Origin of the sequence: Halorubrum sp. Ea1, from assembly GCF_002252965.1 — an archaeon.
Lineage (GTDB): Archaea > Halobacteriota > Halobacteria > Halobacteriales > Haloferacaceae > Halorubrum.
In genome coordinates, this window is the sequence record NZ_NHPG01000143.1 from 31,764 (window position 1) to 38,363 (window position 6,600).

6 protein-coding genes are annotated in these 6,600 nt (G+C 71.8%); 3 read left to right on the top strand and 3 right to left on the bottom strand.

Annotation, left to right across the window (positions count from 1 at the left end; all coding sequences use genetic code 11):
* Positions 1–13: 13 nt before the first annotated feature.
* Together DJ73_RS18055 and DJ73_RS18060 are read right to left on the bottom strand one after the other, a co-directional pair.
* Entirely contained in the window at positions 14–1,774 is a 1,761-nt protein-coding gene (locus DJ73_RS18055) for a phospholipase D-like domain-containing protein (protein ID WP_254921707.1), read from the bottom strand.
* A gap of 66 nt (positions 1,775–1,840) precedes the next feature.
* On the bottom strand, positions 1,841–3,298 hold the full coding sequence (locus DJ73_RS18060; protein WP_094525805.1) for a HEAT repeat domain-containing protein: 1,458 nt from the start codon (positions 3,296–3,298) through the stop codon (positions 1,841–1,843).
* 90 nt (positions 3,299–3,388) lie between these two features.
* Between DJ73_RS18060 and DJ73_RS18065 the strand changes: the two genes are divergently transcribed.
* Positions 3,389–4,240, top strand: a complete 852-nt coding sequence (locus tag DJ73_RS18065; protein ID WP_254921708.1) for a carbon-nitrogen hydrolase family protein — start codon at positions 3,389–3,391, stop codon at positions 4,238–4,240.
* 73 nt (positions 4,241–4,313) lie between these two features.
* The gene (gene dpsA / locus DJ73_RS18070; RefSeq protein WP_094558666.1) at positions 4,314–4,862 is read left to right on the top strand and encodes a DNA starvation/stationary phase protection protein DpsA; all 549 of its coding nucleotides are present in this window, start codon (positions 4,314–4,316) and stop codon (positions 4,860–4,862) included.
* A gap of 114 nt (positions 4,863–4,976) precedes the next feature.
* On the opposite strand, the gene DJ73_RS18075 is transcribed toward dpsA, so the two are convergent.
* On the bottom strand, positions 4,977–5,390 hold the full coding sequence (locus DJ73_RS18075; RefSeq protein WP_094525807.1) for an Lrp/AsnC family transcriptional regulator: 414 nt from the start codon (positions 5,388–5,390) through the stop codon (positions 4,977–4,979).
* Positions 5,391–5,486: 96 nt separating this feature from the next.
* Between DJ73_RS18075 and carA the strand changes: the two genes are divergently transcribed.
* On the top strand, positions 5,487–6,548 hold the full coding sequence (carA, locus tag DJ73_RS18080; protein WP_094558667.1) for a glutamine-hydrolyzing carbamoyl-phosphate synthase small subunit: 1,062 nt from the start codon (positions 5,487–5,489) through the stop codon (positions 6,546–6,548).
* Positions 6,549–6,600 lie beyond the last annotated feature (52 nt).

The window sequence follows — 6,600 nt, forward strand, 5'->3', positions numbered from 1 at the left end:
CCACGCGCGCTCGTCACGCGAACGTCACCTCCCGACGAGCGGCGACGCCGGCACCCGCGAGCGCGGCGCCGAGCCCGCCGAGGATCCCGAGCGGCAAGTGAATCCCGCCGCCGCGCCAGTCGGCCGCGTACGCCCGGGCGTAGAAGTCGGCGACCCCCTCGTCCTCGACCGCGAGCAGCACCTCCCGGTTCTCCGTCGCCGCGCCGGCGTTCCAGTTGAGGCTCCCGACGATCGCCGTGTCGTCGACCACGACGCCCTTCGCGTGGACCTTCCCGTATCGGCCGCGCGGCTCCGCGACGGCGACCTCGATCGGTTCGCCCGCGAGCGCCTCGACGAGCGCGCGGTTCGCCTCCCGGTCGTACCACGCGTTCGACAGCAGCAGGTGGACGTCGACGCCGCGCTCGGCGGCCCGCCGGAGCGCCCGGACGAGGCGGTTCTCCGGGCCCCCCGTCCGCGGGACGAGCGCCAGCACGCGGTCGTCCGCGGCGTCGATCCGCTCGACCAAGCGGTCGGCGCCGTTACCGGGGGCGGTCAGGAGCTCGACGTCCGCCGCCGTCGACGCGGGCGCCTCGAAGCGGGTCGGGTAGCCGCCGGTCGCCGCGTCACCCTCGCTGAACTCGGTCCCCGCGCGGAACGCCTCCCACGACCGGGCGTCGGACGCCGCGGCGTCGGCCCGGAACAGGGCGGCGAGGTCGTCCGCGGCCGTCGCGCCGGCGGTCGCGGACCGGGGCGTCCCGGTGACGACCCCCCACCCTCTGTTGGTCCGACCGCCGGTGCCGGACGGCTTCCAGTTCTCCGTGAGGACGACCGCGCGGTCGTCGGCGACGGCGTACTTCGCGTGGTGGAAGCGGAACCGCTCCGGGTCGCCGTCGAGGACGCGCACCTCGACGCCGGCGGCGGCGACGCGGTCGAGGAGCCGGGCGCTCCGCGCGGAGAACCCGCCGACCGGCGACCCCTCGACGAGGACGCGCACCTCGACCCCGCGATCGGCGGCCGCGACGAGCAGGTCGGCGACGCGCTCGGACCCCAGCGTGTAGCCGGCGAGCAGCAGTCGGCGCTCCGCTCCCCGTAGCGGCTCGACCGGCATGCCCGGGCTGTCCGGCAACACGAACGGCCGCACGGTCGCGTTCGCCCTTTCGGTCGCGGACCGGCGCTCGTACCCCCGCGGCCGCCACTCGCCCCAGTCCGCGCGCCAGCGGTGTCCCTCGGGCGCGCGGTCGTAGTCGACGACGGCGACCGTCGTCCCGTTCCGGCGGAGCTCGATCCGGTCGCCGGACGCGGCGAGCGGGAAGTGGTCGTCGAGCGCGCGGAGTTCGGGGGTGCCGGCGCCGCCGTCGTGGGCGCCGTGGACGCCGACCGCGGTGTCGTCGTCGAGGAGGGTCGTCGCGTTCGCGGGGTCCATCGAGAGCGCGACGACGCCGCTCGCGTTCGCCGGAACGTCCGCCTCGTGGTAGCCGTCGGAGAGCGACCAGTTCCCGCGCTCGGGGAGCCGGACGACGAGGTACTCGCCGCGGTTCTCCGCCGCCGTCGGATTCGGGAACAATTCGAGTATCCGGGGCTGCTCGGCCACGAGCGTCCGGTTCTTCGACTCGTGGGTTGGCTGCGCGACGGCGGGTCCAGGGCCGGACTCGGCGCCCGTCGAGCCGGCGCCGCCCGCCGCCGCGACCGGCGCGGCGGCCGTCAGGAGGAGCAGTCCGAGGGCGACGGCGACCGCGCTCGCGGTCGAGACCCTCGCGACGGCGGCGTTATCGAGACGAGTCGATCCGGGCGACACGGGGGGTCTCCCCGCGGCATCGGACAAGAAGGGTCGGTCGTTCAGCCCGACGGTCAGGCCGGCGAGTCAGGCGGTCGCCGACGCCGCGTCGAGCGAGCGCTGCGCTTTCTCGCCCTCGGTCGAGACGAGGAACGAGCGCTCGTCGGCGTACTCGGCGACGGTTTCGAGGGCCTCGCGGGTGCCGATCTGTCGGAGGGCCCAGGCGGCCGCGGCGCGGTCGTCGTCGGAGCCGTCGCCGGCGAGCACGTCGGCGAGCGGGTCGACTGCGCGGGCGTCGCCGATGAGCCCGAGCGCGCGAGCCGCGTGCGGACGGACGAGCTCCTCGGTGCCGTCGTCGACGAGCGCGTCCGCGAGCGGCTGGACCGCCTCGCTCGCGCCGATCTCGCCGAGCGCTTTGAACGTCGCCTTCTGGAGCTGCGGGTTCGAGTTCTCCGGAACGTACTCGACGAGCGTCTCGGTCGCCTCGCCGGCGGCCATCTTCCCGAGGATGCGGATCGCGAACTGGTCGCGCTTCTCCGCGCGCCCGAGCAGCTCCTCGAGGGAGGCCTCGGTCTTCCCGCGCTTCCCCATGCGCTCGAACGCCTCGAGGCAGTGCCGCTCCATGAAGTCGGAGGTGAGCGAGTGGAGCGCGAGCAGGATCATGTCGACGTTGCCGCGCGCCTCGTGTTCCTTCAGCGCGGCCCACTCCACCGGGAAGTCCTTGTAGTGGCCGAGCACGTCGTAGTACCCCTCGGCGCGGAGCTGCTCGTGCGTCTCGAGGTCGTCCCACTCCTCGGCGTCGTCGAGCCCGGACTCGAGCGCGTCGGTCGCCTCGATGAGGGCGGCGATCGTCGCCGCGTCGTCGTCGGGGTCGAGGTCGGCGTCCGCGACGCCCGCCGCGACCGCGTCGAGCGCCGAGACGAGGGCGTCGATGCGGTCGTCCTCGTCGGTCCCGCTCCCGTCACTCTCCGCGTCACTCTCCGCGTCGGCGGGCGCGTCGTCTGCGGCGTCCGGGTCCGTCTCGATAGCGTCCGCGTCGACCTCGTCGTCGACGGCGTCCGCGGCCGCCTCCACGAAGGCCGTCACCGCGTCGGCGGCGTCGTCGCGGCCGTCGGCGGTCCACTCGGTCTCCTCGAGCGTCGCCGCGGCGCTCTCGATGGCGTCGACGACGTCCTCGGCGTAGGGGCCGCGCGCCTCCTCGACGCCCTCGCGGAGCTCCGCGACCCGGTCCTCGAGGTCGCCGCGCGGGTCGTCCGCGTCCTCGTCGTCCTCGTCCGGCTCGGGGAGGTCGGCCTCCTCGATCCCCGCCTCGGCGTCGTCGAGGAGGGCGTCGACGTCGTCGAGGTCCGCCTCCGTCTCGGCGTCGTCGAGGAGCGCCGCGATCTCGTCGAGGTACTCGTTCAGCGAGTCCTCGGTCGCTTCGTCCGGAAGCGTCGGCGCGGCGGCCGCGTCCGTCGACTCGCCGGCGCCCCCCGCCTCCTCCGCGTCGTCCGCGGCGTCGGCCTCCTCGGAGGCGTCGGCCGGGTCGTCGTCGCCGTTGCTCATACACCACGAACTGCGCGCGTAGTCCATTAAGACGTTTCCCTTCGCGGGCGCCCCCGTTCGTTTATTCCGCCGTCCGTCCAATCGGTCCCCGTGATCGATCCCGACGCTCCCGACGATCCCGACGACGGGCCGATCGTCGCCGTGCCGCAGATCGCCGTCGACGACCTCGCGGTCGGCAGCAACCTCGGCCGCCTCCGCGACCGCGTCGCCGCCCTGCCCGACCGGGTCGACGTCGCAGTCTTCCCGGAGTACGCGCTGACCGGGTTCGTCGACGACGACCGGCTGCGCGAGGCGGCGCTGGAGCGGGAGGCGGCGCTCGACCGGCTCGCTGACGTCGCCGACGAAGGGAACGTGGCGCTGACGGCGGGGTACGCGGAGCGCGCGGGCGACGCGCTGTTCAACGCGACCGCGTACGTGCCGCCGGCCGGCACCCTCTCCGGCGGCGCGGGAGCCCCGGACGAGCGGGCGGCAGTCTACCGGAAGCGACACCTGTGGGGCGAGGAGGCGGAGCGAGTCGACGCCGGCACCGATCGGGTCGTGGTCGACACCCCCGCCGGTCGGACCGGCCTGTTGACCTGCTACGACCTGAATTTCGTGGCGGAGAGCGCGTGGTTCACCGACCGCGCCGTCGACGCGCTGTTCGTCGCGGGCGCGTGGCCCGCCGCTCACGCGCAGAACTGGCGGCTCCTCCTCCGGGCGCGCGCCCTCGACGGCGTCCGGTGGGTAGTCGGCGCCGGACGAACGGGACGCGGGACAGCGTCGGGGGGCGAACGCGGGAACGATCGCCGCCGCTACGCCGGTAACTCTCTCGTCGCCCGCCCTGACGGTCGAGTCGCCGCCGAACTCGGCCGCGGCGAGCGGGACCTGATCGCCACGCTGGACCGGACCGTGCTCGCCGAGCAGCGCGAACTCGTCGGTGCCGTGAACAATACAGAAAAATAATTTTTTGAAAACTAAAATCTGATTACAATCGTGAAAACAGTTAAGTGCCCCGCGCGCGTACGTAGAGGTAGACATGAGCACCCAGAAAGAGGCACGTCAACGCTACGGCGACGTCCACGAGAGCGAAGCGCTCCGCGTTCCCGAGGAGAAGGCCGAGCAGCTCGTCGACGCGCTCAACACCGACCTCGCGGCGACGTACGTGCTGTACCATCAGATCAAGAAGCACCACTGGCTCGTGGAGGGCGCCGAGTTCCACGACATCCACGTCTACCTCGGCGAGGTCGCCGAGGACCTCGAGGAGGGCGCCGACGTGATCGCCGAGCGCGCGCAGGCGCTCGGCGGCGTGCCGCTGTCGGGCGGCGCGAACTACGAGGAGCACGCCCCGGTGAGCCCCGAGGACGCCGACGCCTACGACATCAGGACGGGGCTGGCGAACGACCTGGAGATGTTCGGTGACATCACCGAGATGCTCCGCGAGCACATCCAGCTCGCCAACAACCTCGGCGACTACAACACCGAGGAGCTGCTCCGCGAGGTCCTCATGGACGTCGAGGAGCACGGCCACCACATCGAGCACTACCTGGAGGACGACACGCTCGTCACTCAGGGTACGCTCGAATAGACGACTCACGTCCGTCGTTCCCGGCGACGGGGCGTCGTTCGTCCGAATTTTTTCCGTTATTTTCCGCCCGCCAGCGACGGCGCCGACGCGGGCAACTTGGTTGACCGACCCGGATCAGCCGAGTCGCTCGTCCAGAATGAGCCGCGTCTTGGTCGACTTCACCTCGTCCATCTCGCGGGCCTGCGAGATCAGCTCGTTGACGGCGCGCGTGTCGACGGCGTCGACCACGAGCACGACGTCCTCCTCGCCGGAGACCTGCCAGACGAAGTCCACCTCCTCCCACTCGACCATCCGATCGCCGACGGCGGCGGTGTCGACGTTCATCTCCACCGAGATCTCGATCATCGCCTTCACGTTGCCGGTGCGGGTCGTGACCGTGAACCGCTCGATGATCCCCTCCTCGGTCATGCGGTCGACGCGGTTGCGCACGGTCCCCTCCGAGGTGCCGACTCGGTCGGCGATCTCCGTGTACGGGGTTCGCGCGTCCCGGCGCAGGATCGAGAGGATCCGGCGATCGAGGTCGTCCATACCCGAACCATTCACCCCGGCGACTTACTCGTTACGAATATCGTAACGAATCTACGAACGACGCATTTATTACCCTTTGCGCGTACGTTTCTCGTAATGTCGGACGCCTATATCGCGCTGGCCGACGGACGCGTGCTCGAAGCGCGCGCCCGTGCGCCGGGGCGCACCCGCGGTGAACTGGTGTTCACGACCGCGTACACCGGCTACGAGGAGTCGCTCACCGACCCCTCCTACGCCGAACAGATACTCACCTTCTCGTACCCGCTGATTGGGAACTACGGCGTCCGAACCGAGCGATTCGAGTCCGAGTCGGTCCAGCCGCGCGCGGCGATCGCCCGCGAGCTGACCGACGACGTCGCCGAGTGGCTCGCCGGCGAGGACGTCCCCGCCGTCGACCACGTCGACACCCGCGAAATCGTCACGACCGTCCGCGAGGAGGGCGCGATGGCCTGCGGGATCGCCGCCGGTCCGGACGTGGCCCCCGAAGACGCGGTCGCGGAGATGGAGGCGTGCGAGCCGATGAGCGACCACGTCGACATCGGCGCGCAGGTGTCCGTCACCGAGCCGACCGTCCACGAGGGCGGCGGCGCCGCCGACGTCGCGATGCTCGACTGCGGCGCGAAGGGCTCGATCATCACCTCGCTCACCGAGCGCGGCGCGGACGTCCACGTCCTCCCGTACGACGCGACCCCCGAGGACGTGGCCGACGTCGACCCCGACGTCCTCTTCGTCTCGAACGGTCCGGGCGATCCGGAGAACTTCGTCGCCGCCCAGGAGGTCGTCGACGCCTTCGCCGGTGAACTGCCGATGGCCGGAATCTGCCTCGGTCAGCAGGTGATCACGAGCGCGCTCGGCGGCTCGACCGAGAAGATGATGTTCGGCCACCGCGGCGTCAACCAGCCCGTCAAGGACCTCCGCACCGACAAGGTCGTGATGACGACGCAGAACCACGGCTACACGGTCGACGACACCGGTCCGCTGGAGGTGACGCAGGTGAACGTCAACGACGACACCGTCGAGGGGCTCGACAGCGAGGAGCTCGACGTCATCACCCGCCAGTACCACCCCGAGGCGAACCCCGGGCCGCACGACTCGCTCGGCTTCTTCGACGAGGTGCTGGACCTGGCGCAGTCGACGCCGCACGTCGCCGCCGACTGACCGCGCCGCGCTCGTCGCTCCGAGAGCCCCGCCCACCCTCTCCCGCTCCGCC

Excerpts from the sequence above, each read along its gene's own strand:
- dpsA (WP_094558666.1), top strand. The coding sequence starts at position 4,314 with ATGAGCACCCAGAAAGAGGCACGTCAACGCTACGGCGACGTCCACGAG.
- DJ73_RS18075 (WP_094525807.1), bottom strand. The coding sequence starts at position 5,390 with ATGGACGACCTCGATCGCCGGATCCTCTCGATCCTGCGCCGGGACGCG.
- carA (WP_094558667.1), top strand. The coding sequence starts at position 5,487 with ATGTCGGACGCCTATATCGCGCTGGCCGACGGACGCGTGCTCGAAGCG.
- DJ73_RS18060 (WP_094525805.1), bottom strand. The coding sequence starts at position 3,298 with ATGAGCAACGGCGACGACGACCCGGCCGACGCCTCCGAGGAGGCCGAC.